Genomic DNA, 19713 nt, shown 5'->3' with positions numbered 1-19713 from the left:
CGATGGCCCAGGAACTCGTCTACGAACGCGGCCTCGAGGATGCCAAGCAGTTCGCCCGGATCCTGTACGTGGCGCACGCCGCCACCTTCTTCTTTTCGCTCGGCACGCTGTCGATCCTGGTGCTGATCGTCAACTACATCCGGCGGCCGGACACGGCCGGGACGATGGTGTACAGCCACCACACGTGGATGATCCGGTCGTTCTGGTTCTATTTGCTGTGGATGGTGGTCGCGGTGTTTTTGGCGATCACGATCATCGGCATTCCGCTGGCGTGGCTCGTCGGTGCCGGCGCGTGGCTGTGGATGGCGTACCGGATCATCCGCGGGTTCCTCGACCTCAACAACAACCGCGCGATGCCGGTGTGATCAGAGCTTGGCGAGCGCCTGCTCGATGTCCGCGATCAGGTCGTCGGTGCCCTCGAGCCCGATGTTGAAGCGCACGAGCGGTCCCGTATCCGGCCAGTTGCGCCGCATTCCCTGCATCCGGTACGGCACGGCGAGGCTGTGCGTCCCGCCCCAGCTGTACCCGATGCCGAACAGTTCCAACGCATCGACGAAGCGGTCGACCTGTTCGCCAGAATAACGGGCATCGAACACCACGGAGAACAACCCGCCGGCACCGGTGAAATCGCGCCGCCACACGTCGTGGCCGGGGCAATCCTCGAATGCCGGGTGCAATACCTTCGCGATCTCCGGACGCGTCTTGAGCCAGGCCGCGACCTTGCGTGCGGCCGCATCGTGCGCGTCGAAGCGCAGCTTCATCGTTTCCAGGCCGCGCAGCACGAGATAGGTATCGTCGGCGCCCACGCCCATCCCCAGCCGCATGTGCGACATGGCGATGCGGTCGTTGAGTGCGGCGTCGCGCGTGATCACGGCGCCCATCAGCACGTCCGAACCGCCCGACTGGTATTTCGTCAGCGCCTGCATGACGATGTCGGCGCCCACGTCGAAGCCGCGCAGCGCGAGGCCCGCGGCCCAGGTGTTGTCCAGCGCGACCGGAATGCCCTGCGCCTTTGCCGCCGCGCAGATCGCGGGCAGGTCCGGCACTTCCATCGACACGGAGCCGGGCGCCTCGGTCCAGATCAGCTTCGTATTCGGCTGGATCAGGTCCGCGATGCGCGCGCCCACGAGCGGATCGTAGAAGCGCGCGGTGACGCCGAAATCGTTCGCCAGCCAGCGTCCCAGTTCGCGCGTAGGGTTGTAGACGTTATCGGGCAGCAGGACGTCGTCGCCCGATTTCAGCAGCGCCAGCAGGATCATCGAGATCGCGGCCAGGCCGGACGGCGCCAGCAGGCAGTGCGCGCCGCCTTCGATGGCGGCGAGCCGGGCTTCCAGGGTGAACGTCGTCGGCGTGCCGTGCAGGCCGTACGTGTAGGCCGCCTTGTTGCGCCAGTCGCCCGCGCGCATGCTAGCCACGTCCTTGAACAGGACGGTCGAAGCATGGTGGATCGCGGTCGGATAGGCGGCGAAGCCCGCGGGCGGGCGGTAGTCGCTGTGGGTCAGGGTGGTCTGGATGGATTTTTTGCGCACGCTGGATGCTCCACGAGAACTCAACACCGTCGTTCCCGCGCAGGCGGGAACAGCCGACCGGGCTGTTCCCCCATGCTGAGTCACTTCAGCCAGCTCAGCATGGATTCCCGCCTGCGCGGGAATGACACCTAATCAGGCGACCGTCGCCCACAAATCGTGCGCATCCGCCTTGGTCACGACCACGTCGATGAATTCGCCGACCGCCGGCTTGGCCTTGCCCGGCGTGAGGGCGCGCTTGATGTGGACAACGCCGTCGATTTCCGGCGCATCGGCTGCCGAGCGGCCGACCGCTTCGCGCGGGCCCACTTCGTCGACGAGCACGCGGATCGTCTTGCCGACCTTCGCCTGCAGGCGCTGCGCGGAGATCTCTTCCTGCAGCAGCATCACGCGCGCGCGGCGCTCTTCCTTGACTTCGTCCGGCACGGGATTCGCGATCTCGTTCGCCGTCGCGCCTTCGACCGGGGAGTACGCGAAGCAGCCCAGGCGGTCGATCTGCGCTTCCTTCAGGAAGTCCAGCAGGTATTCGAATTCCGCGTCCGTCTCGCCCGGGAAACCGGCGATGAACGTCGAGCGGATCGTGAGGTCCGGATTCATCTTGCGCCAGGCCTGGATGCGGTCGAGGTTCTTTTCGCCGCTCGCGGGGCGCTTCATCCGTTTCAAAACGTCCGGGTGCGCGTGCTGCAGCGGGATGTCGAGGTAGGGCACGACGTTCTCGCCCATGAACGGTATCACCTGGTCGACGTGCGGGTACGGGTACACGTAGTGCAGGCGCACCCAGGCGCCGTATTGCTTGGCCATCTGGCCCAGCGCTTCCGTCAGCTGCGTCATATGCGTCTTGACGGGGCGGCCGTTCCAGAAGCCGGTGCGGAACTTGACGTCGACGCCGTAGGCGCTCGTGTCCTGCGAGATCACCAGCAGTTCCTTGACGCCGGCCTTGAACAGGTTCTCCGCTTCCTGCAGCACGTCGTGGATGGGACGCGACACGAGGTCGCCGCGCATCGACGGGATGATGCAAAAGCTGCAGCGGTGGTTGCAGCCTTCCGAGATCTTGAGGTAAGCGTAATGCTTCGGCGTGAGCTTGACGCCGTGGTCCGGCACGAGGTCGATGAACGGGTCGTGCGGCTTGGGCAGGTGCGTGTGCACGGATTCCATCACTTCGGCCACGGCATGCGGACCGGTCACCGCGAGCACCTTCGGGTGCACCTTCGTGATGATGTCGCTGCCCGAGGCATCCTTCTTGGCGCCGAGGCAGCCCGTGACGATGACTTTACCGTTTTCGGCCAACGCCTCGCCGATGGCATCCAGCGATTCCTGCACGGCAGCGTCGATGAAGCCGCAAGTGTTGACGATCACGAGGTCCGCGCCGGCGTACGACTTGGCGGTCTCGTAGCCCTCCGCGCGCAGCTGCGTGAGGATCTGTTCGGAGTCGACCAGCGCCTTCGGGCAGCCGAGCGAGACGAAACCGACCTTCGGCGGCGTCGCGGTGCCGGTGGCATCGAGGGTGGCAGGGAGGGGGTTACGGCGGAGTTCTTGCATTGTCGGATTGCGGCAAACGTTCAGGGCAATCCGCGATTGTACAGGAAGCGGCGGGGAGCGAGGGAAATGGAAGGTCAACCGACCGCCACGGTAATGCGGACACGCTACCCCAAAACGTCATTCCCGCGGAAGCGGGAACCCATACGTCGCCAGACCTGCCGGCTCAACATGGATTCCCGCCTGCGCGGGAATGGCGTCGTCAAGATGCTATTTCTTCTCCGGCGGCACCCCGAACGGGAACGCCCCGAACATCGCCTTGCTCTGGCTCTGCATCTGCTCCTGCATCTGCAGGAACAGATTCTTGCTCTGGTCGATGTAGTTGTTCATCATGCCCTGCATCATCGGGCCCTGGATATTCATGAACTGGGTCCACATCTCCGTGCTGAACGGTTTGCCTTCCAGCGCGCCCGCGGCCGAGCCGACGAATTTGTTCTGGATATCCGTGAACGCCTGCACGTTCTTTTCCAGGTAAGAGCCCATCATGCCCTGCATCGCATGGCCGTAGTAACGGATGATCTGGGACAGCACGCCGCTGGAGAACATCGGCACGCCGTGCGCTTCCTCTTCGAGAATGATCTGCAGGAGGATGCTGCGGGTCAGGTCTTCATTCGTCTTGGCATCCACGACCGTGAACTCGTCGGAATCGAGCACGAGCTGCTTCACGTCGGACAAGGTGATGTAAGAACTGGTCTGGGTGTCGTACAGCCGGCGATTGGGATATTTCTTGATCAGGCGTTCAGTGCTTTTTTTCACACTACTCATCTCATTTCCATGTACAGCGCCGTAGCGCATTTATTATGCGGCGACCGCGGGGATCTCCCGCGGCGTCTCCGATTCCAAGAGGATATCCGCTAAAAATACCACGTTGCGAACGCAGGTGCAGCAATTATTCACTGAGCAACTGAATGATTTATTTCGCAAGTGATGTTACAGCCCCCTTCAATCGGCCCGTTCCTTGACATAACGGCCAGGCGCCGGCTCGATCGGCGGGAATTGCGCATTGCCCGGCTGCGCCGGCGGCGCCACTTCGTTGCCGCCGTTTTCGACGAGGAATTTCGCCCATTCCGGCCACCAGCTGCCCTTCTTCTCCACCGCGCCGGCGCTCCACTCGGCCGGCGTTTTCGGACGGGTGCGGCCGCCTTCGTTGACCCAGTAGCTGCGCTTGTTCTTCGACGCCGGATTGATCACGCCCGCGATATGGCCGGACGCGCCCAGCACGAAGCGGTTGTTTTTCGGCTTCTTGGGATTCAGGAGACTCATCGACGCGAACGCGGCTTCCCACGGCACGATGTGGTCTTCCTTCGAGCCGTACAGGAAGGTCGGGCAATCGATGGCGCCCAGGTCGACCTTGACACCGGCCACCGTGAGCGCGCCCGGCACCTTGAGCTTGTCTTCGAGATAAGTATTGCGCAGATACCAGCAGTACATCGGCCCCGGCAGGTTCGTGCTGTCCGCATTCCAGTACAGCAGGTCGAACGCGGGCGGCGTCTTGCCTTTCAGGTAGTTTTGCTGGACATAGTTCCACACGAGGTCGTTCGGACGGAGGGCCGAGAACGTCGTCGCGAGGTCGCGTCCCGGCATCAGGCCGCCACGCGCCAGCTGCTGTTCGCGCAGCTTGACCTGGGTTTCGTCGACGAAGACGTCCAGCACGCCCGTGTCGGAAAAATCGAGCAGCGTGGTGAACAGGGAGAGGCTCGCGGCCGGCTTCTGGCCGCGCGCGGCCAGCACGGCCAGCGCCGTCGCGGCGATCGTGCCGCCCACGCAGAAGCCGAACACATTGACCTTGTCCTGGCCCGTGATCGCGCGGGTCACATCCAACGCGCGGATCGCGCCCTGCTCGACGTAATCGTCCCACGTCGTGCCGGCCAGGCTCTGGTCGGGATTGCGCCACGACAGCATGAACACCGTATTGCCCTGCTCCACCAGGTAGCGGACGAGGGAATTCTCCGGCTGCAGGTCGAGGATGTAGTATTTGTTGATGCACGGCGGCACCATCAACAGCGGCACTTCGTGCACGGTCGGCGTCGTCGGCGTGTACTGGATCAACTGGAACAGATGATTCTCGAACACGACCGTGCCCGGCGTGATGCCGACGTTGCGGCCGACTTCGAACGCGGACTCGTCCGACTGCGAAATGCGGCCCTTCTGCAGGTCGGCCAGCATATTCTGCAAGCCTTTCGTGAGACTCTCGCCCTTGGTCTCGATCATTTTCTGCTGGGCTTCCGGGTTCGTCGCGAGGAAGTTGGCGGGCGACATCGCATCGACGATTTGCTGGACGGCGAACCGGATCTTCTGCTTGTCGCGCGGCGGCGCCTCGACGGCTTCGGCGAGGGCGATCAGGAACTCGGAGTTCAGCAGGTACGATGCGACGCTGTAGGCGGACATCGGGTTCGCCGTCCACTCCGGGGCGGCAAAGCGGCGGTCGCTGAACGACGGCAGCTTGCCCGTGACAAAGTCCTGCCACAGCTTCGTGGCCTTCTGCACGTAATCGTCGCGCAGCGCTTCCAGCTTCCCCGGCGACAGGCCGGCGCCGATATCGCCGAGCATCTTCGCCACCGGTGCGAATGCTGCCGTGCCATCGGCACCGTCGGGAAGTTTCATCCAGGACTGCCAGACGGAGGGGTCGGTGAATTGCGCGAACGGCGCCATCCAGGGAGCGGCGAGCATCTGCGGGGTAGCATCAGGCGTATTCATAAGGCGTCCATTGTGTAGAATCGATTAGTCGATAGCAACCGGAGCATCGCATGTGGATCGTAGCCATAGGATGGATGTACGTCGTAACCCTGATGGCGGCGACGGAGCCGACTGTGGTTGGCGGCATTATGACTTTTTTCGGCTATGGCGTGTTGCCATTCTCACTCGTTTTTTACCTGACGGGATCGAGGCGCCGGCGGGCACGAGCGGCCCGGGCCGCGTTGGACACGGCAGGTGGCGGGGGGAATTCCGATGGCGGCGCCGGAGCCCGCTAAACCGCAGCCTGTCCGGCAGAGTGGCGTGTTTGATGCTGGAGGTATCGAACACGCCACCCTCCTCCCGGGCCGTTACTTCAGCCAGATCAGGCTGGCCTGGCGGCCGCTGACGCCATCGCGGCGGTAGGAATAAAACCAGTCGGACTCGGTCGCCGTGCAGCGCCCGCCTCCGTGCACGCGCGTGATCCCGTCGCGGGCCAGCATGCGCCTAGCCAGCAGATAAATATCCGCCAGATACTTGCCCGGCCGGCCAGGATAGGGCCGGAAGGCATCTGCCACCTGCCCCGGCAGCGCGGTGTCGAAGGCGCCCAGCACATCGGGGCCGACTTCGAACGCGCTTGGCCCGATCGCCGGCCCCAGCCAGGTCGTGACCTCGCCCGCACCGGCCGCGCGCATGGCGGCCACGGTCTGCCCCAGCACACCGCCGGCCAGACCGCGCCAGCCCGCGTGCGCAGCGCCCGCGACCTGGCCGCCCAGGTCGGCGAACAGCACCGGCAGGCAGTCGGCCGTCAGGATGGCGCAGACGACGCCGGGCACCGTCGCGATGCTCGCGTCGCCCGTGCGCACGGGCCCGCCCGGCTGGACGGTCGAAGCATCGACGACGTCGGCGCCATGGACTTGCGCTATCCATGCGGGCTGCCCGGGCAGGCGTACGCGCAGGCGTGCGCGGTTGGCTTGCACCGCGTCCGGATCGTCGCCCACGTGCAGGCCCAGGTTCAAGCCACCCCCACCCCTGCCGTCGCCGTACGGCCCCGTGCTGACGCCGCCGCGCCGCGTCGTGGCCAGGGCACCGAACGCGTCAGGCAGATCGGGCCACTCGTCCGGCTGGGCCGGATGAATCAGGTCGGTATCGAGCAAATCAGCGGTCAACTCGGGAAAACTCATCAAATCGCTTCCGGTTCTTCGATCCCGGCTTGTTCCAGAAGTTCCGCGAAATCGTCGGCCAGCGGCACGATCCACTCCATGTGCTCGCCGGTGGCCGGATGCGTCAGGCCGAGGCGGCGCGCCTGCAGAGCCTGGCGGTGGAAGAAGGAGCGCAGGTGCTGCTTGCCGTACACGGTGTCGCCGACGAGGCTGTAGCCCAGCGACTGCATGTGCACGCGGATCTGGTGCGTGCGCCCCGTCTCCAGGCGGCATTGCACGAGGGTGACGGGGCGGCGGTCGAGCTCGCCCGTCTCGATCACTTCGTAGTGCGTGATCGCGGGCTTGGCCGACGGGCTGTTCGACACGGCCATCTTGACGCGGTCCTTGGCGTCGCGGCTGATCGCCGAGTCGATCGTGCCGTAAGGACGCGGCGTGCCCCACACGAGGGCGAAGTATTCGCGCTTGACGGTGCGGGCCTGCAGCTGGCGCACGAGGTCGGTCTGCGCTTCCAGCGTCTTGCCGACGACCATCAGGCCGCTCGTGTCCTTGTCCAGGCGGTGCACGATGCCGGCGCGCGGCACGGACACCAGCTGCGGGCAGTGATGCAGCAGACCGTTCAGCAAGGTGCCCGACCAGTTGCCCGAACCCGGGTGCACGACGAGGCCGGCCGGCTTGTTGATGACGAGGATGGCGTCGTCCTCGTAGACGATGTCGAGGTCCATCGCTTCCGGCGTATAGGCCGTGTCCTCGGGCGCGGGCTGCGGCACGACGACGACGATTTCGTCGCCGAAGGCCGTGCTCTTGCCCTTCGCCGGCTTGCCGTCGACGGTGATGTGGCCTTCGTCGAACCATTGCTGCAGACGGCTGCGCGAGAACTGCGGCACCAATCCGGCCACGACCTTGTCCAACCGCTGTCCGCAGTGTTCGGGTTCCAATTCCAGGGTGATCGGGGAATAGTCGGGACCACCGGTGCCGGCATCGAGCTCGGCGTCGAGGTCCTCATCCAGGTCGGGGTCGAAAAGGTTTTCCGCCGAATTCGGCGTAGCAGTTAATATCACGTCAGTCCCATCGGCTATAATCAGCCGTTCGTTGAATCTCGGTAAAACTTTCTTGCACTAGAGCTTATGCAAAAAAAATTGTCTGTAATTGTCGTAACTAGCGTTCTGCTAAGTTTGTCAGCTTGCGGTTTGTTGCCGGAAAGATCCGACGAAAACAAGAACGTGTCAGCATCGAAATTATACGCTGACGCGCAGGAGGAAATGGCTGGCGGCCACTACGAAGCCGCGATCAAGCTGTTCGAACGCCTGGAATCCAACTACCCGTTCGGCACCTACGCCGCCCAGGCACAGATGGAAATCGCCTATGCGCACTACAAGGCGCAGGACCAGGCCGAAGCGCTGGCGGCGGTGGAACGCTTCATCAAGCTGCACCCGAATCATCCGCAGGTCGACTATATGTACTACCTGCGCGGCCTGATCAATTTCAACGACCAGATCGGTTTCCTCAGCTTCATCTACGCCCAGGACCCGACCGAGCGCGACCCCAAGGCCACGCGCGAAGCGTTTGCCGCGTTCAAGGAACTGGTCGACAAATTCCCGAACAGCAAATACGCGCCGGACTCGATCGCCCGCATGAACTACCTGATCAATGCGATGGCGCAGTACGAAGTGCACGTGGCGAACTACTACTATCGCCGCGGCGCCTACCTGGCCGCGCTGAACCGCGCCCAGGGCGCCGTCACCCAGTTCAGCGAAGCCACGGCGCGCGAGGAAGCGCTGTTCATCATGATCCGCTGCTACGACAAGCTGGGCATGTTCGACCTGCGCGACGACACGCAGCGCATCTTCGCGAAGAACTATCCGGACAGCCGCTTCATGGGCGGCAAAGGCTCGGGCGACGCGCCCTGGTGGAAGTTCTGGGCCAAGGCGGGCGCGAAGCCGGCGCCGAAGGATGCCGTGCAATAAAGGCGACAATGCCCGCGGATGCGGGCATTTTTCTTTCGTCGTCCTCGCGAAAGCGGGGAGCCATGCCGAGTTCCCGAAGTCGGCTGCGGCCCGCCACTGAGAACGGGACCGGCTTCTGTTGCTCAGCATGGATTCCCGCTTGAGCGGGAAAGACGGCGTATCAAGCTTCGATTCTGCGCCGGAACACCCACGCCTTGTCCGTCGACACGCTCTCGACGAACGCGTACCCGTCCACATCGAAGGTCTTCAGGCGCTCCGGGTCCGTGATCCCGTTCTCGGCCGCGTAACGGGCCATCATCCCGCGCGCCCGCTTGGCGAAGAACGAGATGATCTTGTATTTGCCGTTCTTCCAGTCCTCGAACACGGGCGTGATCACGGGCACGTCCAGCACCTTGGGCTTGACGGACTTGAAGTATTCTTCCGACGCCAGGTTCACGAGGACAGCCGCCCCCGCGTCCTTCAGGTCGGCATTCAGCGCGGCCGTCACCCGCTCGCCCCAGAACGCGTATAAATCCTTGCCTCGCGGGTTCGCGAGACGCGTGCCCATCTCCAGGCGGTACGGATGCATGGCGTCCAGCGGGCGCAGCACGCCGTACAGGCCGGACAGGATGCGAACCCTGCCCTGCACATAATCCAGCGCCCGTGCGTCCAGCGTGCGCGCGGCGAGGCCCGTGTAGACGTCGCCGTCGAACGACATGATGGCCTGGCGTGCCGCGGCGTGATCCGGGTGCCAGTCGGCGTAACGGGTCACGTTCAGTACGGACAATTGATCCGAAATATCCATCAGCGCGCCGATCTCGGCCGGCGACTTGGGTTTCAGGACCCGGATCAGTTCAGCGGCGTCATCGATGAAGCGCGGCGTCGTGCGGACGCGGGTGGTGGGCGGGGAGTCGAGGTCGAGGGATTTGGCGGGCGAAAGAACGATCAGCATTTAGAAAACACGTGCAGCGGGTAAAATTGCTGACATGATACCTGCTTCAACGAAACCCATCGTCATCGACACCAACGTCTGCCTCGACCTGTTCGTTTTCCGGGACCCGCGCTGGGCTCCCTTGCTGGCCGCCCTCGAGTCCGGCCGCGTGCGCGCCGTCACCCGCGCCGACTGCCGCGACGAATACCGCATCGTGCTGCACTACGCGCACCTGCCGCTCGACGACACGACGCGGCCGCACGCGGCCGAACGCTTCGACGCCCTGATCGAGGTCGTGGACCCGACGTCGCGCGCGCTGCGCCTGCCCGTCTGCACGGACCGCGACGACCAGAAATTCCTGGAAATCGCCCGCGACGCCGACGCGGCCGTCCTCGTCACAAAGGACAAGGCGCTGCTCAAGCTGGCCCGCCGCACGGCGCGCGAGAACCTGTTCCGCATCATGACGCCCGACGTCTGGGTCAAGACCGAGGCCCCGGCCACGCTAGAATGATCCGACCATCCTCCCATCCGACCGCACCATGACAACACCCGTCCTGCAATCGCGCCTGCCGGCCGTCGGCACCACCGTGTTCACCCTCATGTCCGCCCTCGCCAACGAGCACGGCGCCGTCAACCTCGGCCAGGGCTTTCCCGATTTCCACTGCGACCCGCGCCTGCCCGACGCCGTCGACGCCGCCATGCGCGCCGGCCACAACCAGTACGCGCCGATGACGGGCCTGCCCCTGCTGCGCGACGCCATCGCCGCCAAGCTCGCCGCGCTGTACGGTCATGCGTACGATGCCAACGCCGAGATCACGGTGACGGCCGGCGCCACGCAAGCCATCATCACCGCGATCCTGTGCGCCGTGCACCCGGGCGACGAGGTGATCGTCATCGAGCCCTGCTACGACAGCTACCAGCCGGCCATCGCGATGGCCGGCGGCGTGGCCGTCCCCGTCGCGATGCGGGTCGGCGACAACGGCTACAGCGTGCCGTGGGATGCGGTGGCCGCCGCCGTCACGCCGCGCACCCGCATGATCGTCGTGAACACGCCGCACAACCCGACCGGCACGATCCTGCGCCAGGCCGACCTCGACGCGCTGGCCGATATCGTGGCGGGAACGCACATTCTGGTCCTGTCGGACGAGGTGTACGAGCATATGGTGTACGACGGCCAGCCGCATGCCTCCGTGAGCCGCCATCCGGTGCTGGCGGAGCGCGCGTTCGTCGTCTCCAGCTTCGGGAAGACCTATCACGTGACGGGCTGGAAGGTGGGCTATGTGGCCGCGCCGGCCCCGTTGATGGCGGAGTTCCGCAAGGTCCACCAATACAATGTGTTCAGCGTGAACACGCCGATGCAGGCCGGCCTCGCGGACTTCATGCGCGATCCGGCGCCGTGGCGCGACCTGCCCGCGTTCTACCAGCGCAAGCGCGACCTGTTCCGCGCGGGGCTCGCGCACACGCGCTTCACGCTGCTGCCGGCGGACGGCACGTATTTCCAGTGCGTGCGTTACGATGGGATCTCGGACCTGAGCGAATCCGAATTCGCGCAATGGCTCACGCGCGAGATCAAGGTGGCGGCGATTCCCGTGTCGGCGTTCTACAGCCGGCCCACGGAGTCGGGCATCGTGCGGTTCTGCTTCGCCAAGAAGGACGAGACGCTGGCGCTCGCACTCGAACGGTTGAAGGACCTGTGACCCGTAGCGTGGACGGCTCCGCCGTCCACGCGCTGGTACGCCGAGGCGGAAATGCCGTGGCCGTGCCGGCGAACGTCGAACGCGTGGGCAGCACAGCTGTCCGCCCTACGTCGACTGCACGATCGATCTAACGCGCCAATTGCTGGATGCTCCGTTCGACGAAGCTCTGCAACTCCTGCGACAAGCCGCCGCTCGCACGCGCGCGCTGGAACGCGTCGAGCGCCTCGCCGTTGCGCTTTTCGGCCTGCAGCGAGATGCCGAGTCCCATCCACCACACCCCGTTCGACGGCATCGACCGCACGGCCAGCTGGTACTGCTCGGCCGCCTCGCGGTGACGCTGCTGGCGCGCCAGCGCGGCCGCCAGGAATGCGTGGTACTCGGCATTGTTGCCGGCATAGGGCAAGGTCCGCATCAGGGTATCGATGCCGTTGCCGCCCCGTTCGATCTGCAGGCGCGCGAGCAGCATCGCCATGGCCGGCTGGCGCGCGTCCAGCGTGAGACCCAGTTGCAGCTGGCGCATCGCCTCGTCCGTGCGGTTCGCTTCGATCAGCAGGCCGACGAGGGTCTGGCGCGCCGCCTCGTGCGCCGGTTCGTATTTCAGAGCCTGTTCGAGCGAGGCGAGCGTGTCGTTCATGCGGCCTTCCTGCAGGCTCGCCAGCGCGCGCCGGTACTCGCCTTCCGCGCGCTGCGCGCCCGTCTCCTGGCGGCCCTGGGCGGAGCGCTTGCCCTTCGCCGGGCCGTCGTCCAGCGCGGCCGCGCGGGCGGCGGCCAGCATCGCGACGGAGCTCGTCTTCGCCGACTTGCCGCGTGCCGCGAGCACCTCGGTCATCGCGCGGCGCGCCTCGCGGGCTTCCTCGCTGTCCGGCTCCATCGGCGCGACGTCTTTCGAGTATGCGGTGGCGGCCATCGAAACCTTGTCGGCGTGCGCGGCCTTGCGTTCGGCGGCGGCGCGCGCGCGTTCCGCACGGCGGTAGGCACGCGTCATCCGCTCCGGCGCCGGAGCCTCGTCGGCCACCGGCGCGGCAGCCGGCGGCACCGCCGGATCGACCCGGGGCGCAACCGCCGGCGCGGCAGGGGCGGCAGCAGGGGCAGCGGCAGTAGGTGCCGGCGCCTGCACGGGCCCCGTCACGACCGGCACCGCCTTGACGGCATTTGCCACGACGGGCGCCGGCGCGGCCGGCAGCGGATGCGCGGGACGGTGCAGCTGGGACCACCCCAGCCAGCCCAGCGCCAGCGCGGCCACGGCGCCGCCGGCGGCGACCGCGATCGCGCGTCCCTTGGGTCGGTAAGCCGCGCGCTCGACGGGCTTGACCTGGCCGGGCAACGCGCCATCCTTGGGCGTGCCGCGCGCATCCAGGTCTTGCAGCATCTTGTTAATCAGGCTCATTCCGGCTCCCCGTCAATGGCTCAGCGCCCAGGCCACGCCGCCGGCGGCAGCCAGCACGGCCGACGCGGCGGCCCATGGCCACAGGCGGCGCCGGCTCGTCGCGAGCGTGTCGCGCGCGGCCGCGCTCACGTGCGCGCGCGCGACCTGCTGGCGTCCCTGGCCATAGCACAGCATCATGGCCTTGTGCGCGAGGATGTTGACGAGGCGCGGCACGCCGCCACTGGCCGCGTACAGCCGCGCCACCGCGCCGCGCGAAAACAGGCGTGCGCCATCATAGCCCGCCACCCGCAGCCGGTGCGCCACATAATAATCGAGGTCGTCGCGCGACAGCGGTCCGAGGTGATAGTGGAAGGTGATGCGCTGTGCCAGCTGGCGGATGGCTTGCAGTTCGAGCTTGCGGTTCAGCTCCGGCTGGCCGAACAGGACGATCTGCAGCAGCTTGCGCTTTTCCGTCTCCAGGTTCGTGAGCAGGCGCAGGGCTTCCAGCGTCTCGACGGGCATGGCCTGCGCCTCGTCGAGGCACAGCAGCACGCGCTTGCCCTCGCCCGCCAGCTGCAGCAGCCGATGGGTGATGGCTTTGAGGACCTGGTGCTGGTCGGCGTCCTTGTCGTAGCCGACTTCCAGCTCGTCCGCCAGCGCCAGCATCAGCGTGCGCGGTTCGAGGTACGGGTTCGGAATGTAGGCGGTGACGAACTCCGGACCGAGCGTCGTCATGAACTTGCGGCACAACAGCGTCTTGCCGGTGCCGACCTCCCCCGTGATCTTGATGAAGCCTTCGCCGGTGCGCGCCGCGACGAGCAGCGTATTCAGGGCTTCCTGCGAATGCGGGCTGCCGAAGAAAAAGCTGGTGTCGGGCGTGATCCCGAACGGCAGCTCGCGCAGGCCGAAGTGCGCCGTGTACATTTAGCGGATCCCCCGCGCGCGCGGATCGAGCTGCTCGATGCGGCGGTTGGCGTCGAGCAGGTCGTCGTTCCAGTTGTTGACGCCTTCGACGATCGTAGGCTTGATCAGCACGACGAGCTCGCGCTTCTGGTTCACGCGCTTCTTGGCGCCGAACAGCGTCGACAGCACCGGCACCCGGCCCGTTCCCGGCACCTGCGAATCGTCGGCCGTGGACGACTGGCGCATCAAGCCGCCGATGGCGACGACCTGGCCGTTCTGGCCGCGCACGATGCTGTCCAGTTCCGACGTGGCCGATGCGGCCAGCGGCAGGTTCAGGCTGCCCGCCGAGCCGAGGTTGACAGCCTTGTTGATCGTCGAGACCTGGCTCACGGACGGGTGCACGTGCAGCAGGATGTTGCCTTTCTCGTCGATCTGCGGCGTGACGTCGAGGACGACGCCGGAGAAGAACGGCTGCAGGGTGACGCTCGGCGAGACCGTGTTGCCGGTCGTCGTGGAGTTGGTCGTCGTCTGGACGCCCGTGACGAAGAATTCGTCCGTGCCGATCTTGAGCACGGCCTTCTGGTTGTTGACGGCCGCCACGCGGGGACTCGACAGCACGTGCACGGTGCCCTGCGTTTCGAGGAACGAGATCAATGCCGCGAAGTTCGCCGTCTGCACGGCGAGGCCGAACATCGAGCCGGCCGCCCCCGCCGCATTCGACAGCGAGAAGCCGGTACTGGCCGACAGGCCCGTGCTCGGATCCGAGATCGTGCCCGGCTGGCCGCCGCCGAACGGCAGCGGCGTGAGCGCGGCGCCGGGCGCGATGAGGCCGCCCGACACGCGGTTGTCGTGGCTGCTGCGGATCGACGCGAACGAGGCCCAGTTGACGCCGCTCTGGTAGCTGTCGTTCAGTTCCACCTCGAGGATCTTCGCTTCCAGGATCACCTGGCGGTCGACCGCCAGCTGCGTGGCCTTCAGGTACGCGTCGACGTTGCGCAGCTCGTCCGGCATGGCGCGGATCACGAGCACGCCCGACTGCGGGCTGACGACGACGCTGCGGCCGCCCTCTTTCGAGCCCACGATCGCTTCGATCGCCAGTTTCAGGTCGCCCCAGAAATCGTTGGCGGAGATCGTCGCGACGTCGGTGCTGTCCATCTGCGAGTTACTCTGGCTGTTCGGGTTATTGCCGTTGTTCTGGTTGTTGCCGTTGTTGCCGTTGTTGCCGTTGTTGCCGAACGGGTTCGATCCGCCCTGGTTATTGTTGTTCTGGTTGTTGCCGTTGTTGCCGGCATTCGCCACGGACGTCGAGGTCACGCGTGTGGTCGACAGGCCCGCGCGCTTGCCGACCAGGTAGTTCACGTGGAACATCTTGGTCTGCATCGTCAGCGGCTTGATGGAGATGCGCGTGCCTTCGATCTTGTAGTCGTAGCCGTACATCTCGCGGATCGCGTCGAGCGTTTCAAGCAGCGTCACGTCCTTGAGGTTCGCCGTGATGGTGCCGGAGACGTCCGGATGCACGAGGATGTTGTAGCGCGTGCCCGCAACGATCGAGCGGAAGAACTGCTGCGCCGGCACATTGTTGAAGGAGACATTGAAGCGCTCTTCCAGCGCGGGCCGCGCCTTCGGCAACTGCGTCGCCAGCGCGGCGGCCGGCGGCAGCAGCGCATCCGCGACGGCCGCGTCGACCGCCGGCGCGGCGGCACGCGTGCTCGCGTCGTTCCGTACCTCGCCCTTGATGTTCTCGTAGGTGGTCGTGCTCGGCGTCGTCTGGCAGCCGGCCAGGGCCAGCATGGCGGCGGTGAGCGCCGCCACGGTACGCGATTGGATACGCTTGTCGTTCATCCTCATCCTTTATCAGCGCCGCGCCGCATGCGCCGGGGTCATGCCTTCGGCGGTCTGCGCATACAGGCGCAGCACCTGGCGCTCGCCGCCGCGCACGAGTTCGACCTCGTTCTCGCCGATGCGCGCGACTTTCGCCCCGTGGAAGCTGTCGCCCGGGCGCACGGCCTCGCCATCGATGACGGCCAGGTGCCGGCCGCCCGCCGCGCGCCCGATCAGGATCGACTGCAGCTGCGGTCCGCTGCTGGTGGCCGCGGGACCGGCAGCCACCGGCGTGGCGGCGACCGGCGGCTTCGTCGGATCCTGCAAGGCCTGCGCCTTGGCGCCGGCGGCGCACAGCAGGGCGAGGAACGCGGCGCCGAGGGCGCGCTTGGTCGTCATCGTGATCACAGCTTCATCCATTTCGAGTCGAGGCTCAGGGTGTACAGCGTCAATGTGAGGCGCACGTTCGGGTACGCTTCCGCGTCCAGCTGCGCCTTGCCCCAGAACAGCTGAGTGGGCAGCGTCTCCAGCGCGTGCATGTAGTCGACCATGTCGAGATAGCTGCCGCGCACCGTCAGCTCGACGCCGTGGCGGTACAGCAGGTCGGACGACTTCACGACGGGCGGCGTGGCGGTGCTTGCCGCCGGCGCGGCGGCTGGCGCCGCCGCGCCCTCGTTCAGCGTCGTCACGGGCAGCGTCTTGAGCGACACGAGCTTCAGGCGTCCGTTCGCGCGCAGGATGGACTCCAGCAGCGGCGCGATGCGCTCGGGCGGCACGAGGCCTTTCTGCATCGTGCGCAGATCCGCGCTGGTACGCTCCGTCTCGGCACGCAGCGCGCCGAGGCGCTTGCGCAACGCCTCGTTCGGATCGTTCGCGTAGGCGCGCGCCTTCGATGCGATGTCGGCGTCGATGCCCTCGATGGCGCCCGCCTGCTGCGCCAGCGTCTGGCGCAGCGCGGCTTCCTTGCGCGACAACGGCGCGAACACGAGCGAGTTCGCGAGGAACACGAGCACGACGACGGCGGCGCCGAAGGCCATGATGCGTTCGCGCGGCTGCAGCGCTTCCACGCGCGCCGTGAACTGGAGCCAGCGGCGTTTCATTGCTGGCCTCCGGCGGTCGCGCCGACGAACGAGGTGATGGCGGGTAGCGCAGGCGCCCCTGCCGCTGCCGAGCCGCCTGCGGCGGGCGCCGGCGCGGCGGCCGATTGCAGGGTGAATTCGACGTACGGCGCGGGCGCATCGGTCTCCTTGCCGTCGGCACCGCGCACCTTGACGGTGGCCGCCTGCCCGATCTGCATGCTGCCGATGGGCGTGCCTTGCAGGACGGGTTCGTTGCGCAGGCGCGCCAGGTAGCCCGGCACGAGGGCCGGATCGAGGGCGCGTCCACGCACGCCGATCTCGGTACCGGCGCCTGCGATCGACACGCCCGTCAGCCACAGGCCGTCCACGCTCTGGCGGGCCAGCGCGCGGAAGTATTCGGCGTAGCCGCGCGTATTGCCCAGGTCACCGCGCTCGATCACGTCCGCCAGACGGCGCAGCGCATCGTGTTCGTTCTGGGCTTCGGCCAGCTCGGCTTCGAGCCGGCTGTCCTTCGTGCGCGGCGCGAATTCGGCGGCGGCCGTCTCCAGGCGTTTCTGCGCCGCCCGCATGCGCGTCTCGCCCTGGGCGACCTGGGCCGCGAGACCCATCACGCGCACTTTGCCGGCTACGCCCGTCCCGACGAGGCCCAGCACGAGGACGCCGAGCGCGGCCGCCATCGCATTGACCGACAGGATCTTCTTCTGCGGCTGGAACTGCGGGTTGAACAGATTGATCTGCTGGCTCATGCCGCGCCCTCCTCCATGCGCAGCGCGGCCCCGATGGGCACGAAGAAGCGCAGCTGGCGTCCCGGATCCGCGAGGTCGGGCACGCGTTCCAGGTCGAACACGTCGGCCAGGTCGAGCGTCTCGACGCGCGTGTACAGATTGCTGGACAGGTATTCGTCCAGGCCGACGGCACCGGTCGGCGCGAGCACGAGCTTGGCCACGCTGACGAACGCGAACTGGCGTTCGAAGTTGTCGAGGGAGCGCTGCAGTTCCAGCGTGATCTTGTCGAAGCTCTGGTGCTTGCGGTCGTGGTCGTCGTCGAGGATCTGGGCCACGGTCACGTCGATGCGGCGCGACAGATACAGCTCGCCGCGCCACGACACGGTCAACAGGCCGCCGTCCTCGCCGAACGACAGCATGGCGACGCCGCGGCCTTCCGGCTCCAGCAGGGCCGACACGTTACGCTGGGCCATCTCGGGGATGTCGATCACGCGCAGCTTGACCTTGGCCGCGTTGAACATCTTCTGGCGCGCGGCGATCACGCCGTTGCGCGCGGCGATCGCGAAGACGCTTTGCTGCGGACGCACGACGGCGTTCGGGTCGAGCGGGATGTCGAGGACGTCGAACGTCGCGTCGTCGATCGGGAAATCGAGGATGTCCTTGAGGCGCCAGCGCATGGCGCTCTTCAATTCTTCGCGCGGGACGTTGGGCGATTCGACCGACATGAACTGATAGTCGCCACCAGCCAGCACCGTCGTGCAGCGGTAGCTCGCGCTGTGCATCTCCTTGGCAGCCTTGTCCAGGGCCTCGGCGGACGGGGTGCCGGGGAAAAAGGTGGCGTGCGTCACGGCCGGCTTGGCGCCGGCATCCAGCCCACGGCGCACGCTGGCCGCCGCGACCCCGTCGCGCTGCGGCACCATGGCCAGCCAGGCTGCATTGTTCTGTGCTTTACTGAAAAAACCCATGCGTGGCAATGGTATCCGTGACTGTGTCGAGACAGGTGAGCTAGAGTCTTGATTATATTCAAGCGGTACGCGAATTCGATACCAAAATTTTACTCTGGGAGAATATTTCTGGTTTTCCGTGCGGAACTACTAATGGGGTGTGGTCAATACGCCGCAATCTTGAGAAGTCGAGTAGATCCGTACCCCGAAAAAACAATGGCGCCGATGGCGCCATTCAACAACGAGACGAGAATGTTGTCGTTGTCGCCGGATCATGCATTTGGCCCGGCAATATCTTGGCAACAAACGTTGCCGCTATATTCGACTCGTTATTCGCAGGTCGCGGCAGTGCCGTTATTGGTGATGGTCGGCGGCGTATTCGTCGCGCTCGGTTCCGTATAAATAACGTAGCAAGTCACGGCCGTGGGCGTACCTGCAACACTGTTCGGGACGGCCACGACCGAGTTCGCCGGAACGTTCGGCGTCGTCTTGGTGGCATCCGCTTTGGTCGCGAATATCGTGTAGTCGGCACTGTTCAGACCTGCTGCGGTTGCCAATGCTTCATTTGCTTTCGGATAACCCGTGCCCGTGACGGTCGTGGCGAAGCTGATCGTCGTACCCTCGAGGTTCATTTCGGTCGGGGGTGTACCAGTGGTGGCGTTCGCCAGATAACGACCGTGCGCCATGGCAGCCACCGAGCTCAACGAGCCTTTGGCGGCATTCAACGAGGCCACGCGGGCGTCGCTACCCAGGTTCGCAAACTTCGGCAACGCCGTCGCCGCCAGAATACCCAGTATCACGATCACGACGATCAATTCGATCAAGGTAAAGCCGCCCTGCGCATTGTTTTTGATACTGACTTTCATGCTCTCTCCGATGATGGTGCGGCGTCCCTGCCGCGTGGGTTGTCGTATTAACGAACGCCCTGCTCGCCGACTTCGTTCAGGGCAAGGCTTATCGCTGGATTTCGAGTTAATTCTACCTTGAACATCGGCAATTTCGATTTTCCCGAGGCAAATCTTTCTCGTTCCGAGGTGAGATAGACAAGGATTTTGTCGCGTGGGTCAAACACCCACCCATTGCGTGCCACGCGGCCCTGTTCGGCCAGTGCGAATTCGCCAAGGTAATTCGCGGGCGGCCGGGCCAACAAGCGGATCGGATTCTGCCCGGCGAGCTCGGCCAGGGTCTCCGTGCGGCCCTGTGCCAGCGCGCGCGTGACTTCCACCTGCAGCGCCGTACGCAGCGCGGCAACGGTCTGGCGCGTCGCCGCTTCCTCGGCCGCGCGGCGGCAGCCGTCCAGGCGGTGCAGCAGCACGGTGCAAAGCGCCGCCGTGACGGCGACGACGATCGCGAATTCCAGCAGTGTGAAGCCCCGTCCGGGCCGGTCCTCCTTGCGTGCCATGGTC

20 protein-coding genes are annotated in these 19713 nt (G+C 65.8%); 4 read left to right on the top strand and 16 right to left on the bottom strand.

Annotation, left to right across the window (positions count from 1 at the left end):
- Positions 1-2 precede the first annotated feature (2 nt).
- Positions 3-365 (top strand): DUF4870 family protein, encoded by a 363-nt coding sequence (locus tag BVG12_RS32840; RefSeq protein WP_075796075.1) that lies wholly within the window; start codon positions 3-5, stop codon positions 363-365.
- Here BVG12_RS32840 and BVG12_RS32835 read toward each other — a convergent pair whose 3' ends face one another.
- The 6 genes from BVG12_RS32835 to BVG12_RS32805 all read right to left on the bottom strand — a co-directional run bounded on the left by BVG12_RS32835 (position 366) and on the right by BVG12_RS32805 (position 7956).
- Positions 366-1529: a cystathionine beta-lyase gene (locus BVG12_RS32835; RefSeq protein WP_075796074.1), complete on the bottom strand. Its 1164-nt coding sequence runs from the start codon at positions 1527-1529 to the stop codon at positions 366-368.
- A 132-nt stretch (positions 1530-1661) separates the two neighbouring features.
- Entirely contained in the window at positions 1662-3065 is a 1404-nt protein-coding gene (gene rimO / locus BVG12_RS32830) for a 30S ribosomal protein S12 methylthiotransferase RimO (protein WP_075796073.1), read from the bottom strand.
- 207 nt (positions 3066-3272) lie between these two features.
- On the bottom strand, positions 3273-3827 hold the full coding sequence (gene phaR, locus BVG12_RS32825) for a polyhydroxyalkanoate synthesis repressor PhaR (protein WP_075796072.1): 555 nt from the start codon (positions 3825-3827) through the stop codon (positions 3273-3275).
- A 177-nt stretch (positions 3828-4004) separates the two neighbouring features.
- Positions 4005-5759: a class I poly(R)-hydroxyalkanoic acid synthase gene (phaC, locus tag BVG12_RS32820; protein ID WP_075796071.1), complete on the bottom strand. Its 1755-nt coding sequence runs from the start codon at positions 5757-5759 to the stop codon at positions 4005-4007.
- Between the two features lie 347 nt (positions 5760-6106).
- Positions 6107-6919 carry a peptidoglycan editing factor PgeF gene (pgeF, locus tag BVG12_RS32810; RefSeq protein ID WP_083685608.1) on the bottom strand — a complete coding sequence of 271 codons (813 nt, stop codon included), beginning with the start codon at positions 6917-6919 and terminating at the stop codon, positions 6107-6109.
- Complete coding sequence (locus BVG12_RS32805) at positions 6919-7956, bottom strand: RluA family pseudouridine synthase (RefSeq protein WP_075796069.1); 1038 nt, start codon at positions 7954-7956, stop codon at positions 6919-6921. The genes pgeF and BVG12_RS32805 overlap by 1 nt, the downstream gene beginning before the upstream one ends.
- A 66-nt stretch (positions 7957-8022) precedes the next feature.
- On the opposite strand from BVG12_RS32805, the gene BVG12_RS32800 reads away from it, so the two are divergent.
- Positions 8023-8862: an outer membrane protein assembly factor BamD gene (locus tag BVG12_RS32800; protein WP_075796068.1), complete on the top strand. Its 840-nt coding sequence runs from the start codon at positions 8023-8025 to the stop codon at positions 8860-8862.
- 160 nt (positions 8863-9022) lie between these two features.
- Here BVG12_RS32800 and yaaA read toward each other — a convergent pair whose 3' ends face one another.
- Positions 9023-9793, bottom strand: coding sequence for a peroxide stress protein YaaA (gene yaaA, locus BVG12_RS32795; RefSeq protein WP_075796067.1), 771 nt, complete (start codon positions 9791-9793; stop codon positions 9023-9025).
- A 34-nt stretch (positions 9794-9827) separates the two neighbouring features.
- On the opposite strand from yaaA, the gene BVG12_RS32790 reads away from it, so the two are divergent.
- Together BVG12_RS32790 and BVG12_RS32785 are read left to right on the top strand one after the other, a co-directional pair.
- Complete coding sequence (locus BVG12_RS32790; RefSeq protein ID WP_075796066.1) at positions 9828-10283, top strand: putative toxin-antitoxin system toxin component, PIN family; 456 nt, start codon at positions 9828-9830, stop codon at positions 10281-10283.
- A gap of 28 nt (positions 10284-10311) precedes the next feature.
- Positions 10312-11469, top strand: coding sequence for a pyridoxal phosphate-dependent aminotransferase (locus BVG12_RS32785; protein ID WP_075796065.1), 1158 nt, complete (start codon positions 10312-10314; stop codon positions 11467-11469).
- Positions 11470-11596: 127 nt separating this feature from the next.
- Here the strand turns inward: BVG12_RS32785 and BVG12_RS32780 are convergent, their stop codons facing one another.
- The 9 genes from BVG12_RS32780 to BVG12_RS32740 all read right to left on the bottom strand — a co-directional run bounded on the left by BVG12_RS32780 (position 11597) and on the right by BVG12_RS32740 (position 19709).
- Positions 11597-12856 carry a tetratricopeptide repeat protein gene (locus tag BVG12_RS32780; protein WP_075796064.1) on the bottom strand — a complete coding sequence of 420 codons (1260 nt, stop codon included), beginning with the start codon at positions 12854-12856 and terminating at the stop codon, positions 11597-11599.
- A 12-nt stretch (positions 12857-12868) separates the two neighbouring features.
- Positions 12869-13759, bottom strand: a complete 891-nt coding sequence (locus BVG12_RS32775) for an ExeA family protein (RefSeq protein ID WP_075796063.1) — start codon at positions 13757-13759, stop codon at positions 12869-12871.
- Positions 13760-15580, bottom strand: a complete 1821-nt coding sequence (gene mshL / locus BVG12_RS32770; protein WP_075796062.1) for a pilus (MSHA type) biogenesis protein MshL — start codon at positions 15578-15580, stop codon at positions 13760-13762. It abuts the gene before it with no gap.
- 12 nt (positions 15581-15592) lie between these two features.
- Positions 15593-15979, bottom strand: coding sequence for a hypothetical protein (locus BVG12_RS32765; RefSeq protein WP_156895804.1), 387 nt, complete (start codon positions 15977-15979; stop codon positions 15593-15595).
- Positions 15964-16659 carry a hypothetical protein gene (locus tag BVG12_RS32760; protein WP_075796061.1) on the bottom strand — a complete coding sequence of 232 codons (696 nt, stop codon included), beginning with the start codon at positions 16657-16659 and terminating at the stop codon, positions 15964-15966. The genes BVG12_RS32765 and BVG12_RS32760 overlap by 16 nt, the downstream gene beginning before the upstream one ends.
- Positions 16656-17384: a PilN domain-containing protein gene (locus tag BVG12_RS32755; protein WP_075796060.1), complete on the bottom strand. Its 729-nt coding sequence runs from the start codon at positions 17382-17384 to the stop codon at positions 16656-16658. The genes BVG12_RS32760 and BVG12_RS32755 overlap by 4 nt, the downstream gene beginning before the upstream one ends.
- Positions 17381-18328: a pilus assembly protein PilM gene (gene pilM / locus BVG12_RS32750; protein WP_075796059.1), complete on the bottom strand. Its 948-nt coding sequence runs from the start codon at positions 18326-18328 to the stop codon at positions 17381-17383. The genes BVG12_RS32755 and pilM overlap by 4 nt, the downstream gene beginning before the upstream one ends.
- A gap of 308 nt (positions 18329-18636) precedes the next feature.
- Positions 18637-19173, bottom strand: a complete 537-nt coding sequence (locus tag BVG12_RS35745) for a type II secretion system protein (protein ID WP_075796058.1) — start codon at positions 19171-19173, stop codon at positions 18637-18639.
- A 47-nt stretch (positions 19174-19220) separates the two neighbouring features.
- Positions 19221-19709 carry a type II secretion system protein gene (locus tag BVG12_RS32740; protein WP_156895803.1) on the bottom strand — a complete coding sequence of 163 codons (489 nt, stop codon included), beginning with the start codon at positions 19707-19709 and terminating at the stop codon, positions 19221-19223.
- Between the last annotated feature and the right edge of the window lie 4 nt (positions 19710-19713).

This window comes from Massilia putida, from assembly GCF_001941825.1.
Classification (GTDB): Bacteria; Pseudomonadota; Gammaproteobacteria; order Burkholderiales; family Burkholderiaceae_D; genus Telluria; species Telluria putida.
Note: the sequence above shows the minus strand (reverse complement) of the source record. Positions and strands in the feature narration are given on the sequence as shown.